Below are 954 nucleotides of genomic sequence, written 5' to 3'. Positions count from 1 at the left end.
CTCGCGCGCCCGGCGACCAGCCGCCGCCGCGCCACCCGCCGGCTCGGCCCCGGCCGCAGCATCCCCGGCGGCGCCGCGCTCGGCCTGCTCGCGCTCGTCGCGTTCTGGGCGCTCGGCAGCGTCACCGGCCTCATCGACCAGCGCACGCTGTCGGCGCCGTGGACCGTCGTCACCACCGCGGGCGAGCTGATCGAGTCCGGCCGCCTGCAGGAGAACCTCGCGGTGTCCGCGCAGCGCGCGCTGCTCGGCCTGCTGTTCGGCATCGTCCTCGGCACCCTGCTGGCCCTCGTCTCCGGCCTCACCCGCGTCGGGGAGGCGCTCATCGACGGGCCCGTGCAGGTCAAGCGGGCCATCCCGAGCCTCGCGCTGCTGCCGCTGCTCATCCTGTGGCTCGGCATCGGCGAGACGATGAAGGTCGTCACGATCCTGCTGGGCGTCTTCGTCCCTGTGTACATCCACACCCACAACGGCCTGCGGACGATCGACGCGCGGTACGTCGAGCTCGCCGAGACCGTCGGGCTGTCGCGCTGGCAGTTCGTGCGACGCGTCGTCCTGCCGGGCGCGCTGCCCGGGTTCCTGCTCGGGCTGCGGTTCGCCGTGACGGGCGCGTGGCTCTCGCTCGTCGTCGTCGAGCAGATCAACGGCACCGCGGGGATCGGCTACATGATGGAGCTCGCGCGCACCTACGGGCAGACCGAGATCATCGTCGTCGGCCTCGTCCTGTACGGCGTCCTCGGCTTCGGCTCCGACGCGCTCGTCCGCCTCGTGCAGAGGAGGGCGCTCGCATGGCGACGCACGCTCGCGGACTGACCCGCGCACCCGGCGTCCCCGCGTCGCCAGACCGGACGGCCACGCTCGCCGACGGCACCGCGCCACCCGACGGCACCGCGGCACGTGCCGGCGCGGCTGCACCCGCGCACGCCGACGGCCGCGCGCCCGAGCGCTCGGCGGTCC

General features: G+C 74.8%; 1 protein-coding gene. It reads left to right on the top strand.

Going from position 1 to position 954, the window contains the following annotated elements; translation table 11 throughout:
• On the top strand, window positions 1–810 hold an 810-nt coding region (locus CTKZ_RS20865; protein WP_148090547.1), incomplete at its 5' end, for an ABC transporter permease.
• Window positions 811–954 lie beyond the last annotated feature (144 nt).

The sequence above is a fragment of the Cellulomonas algicola genome, assembly GCF_003851725.1.
Lineage (GTDB): Bacteria > Actinomycetota > Actinomycetes > Actinomycetales > Cellulomonadaceae > Cellulomonas > Cellulomonas algicola.
This window is presented reverse-complemented; position numbering and strand designations above follow the sequence as displayed.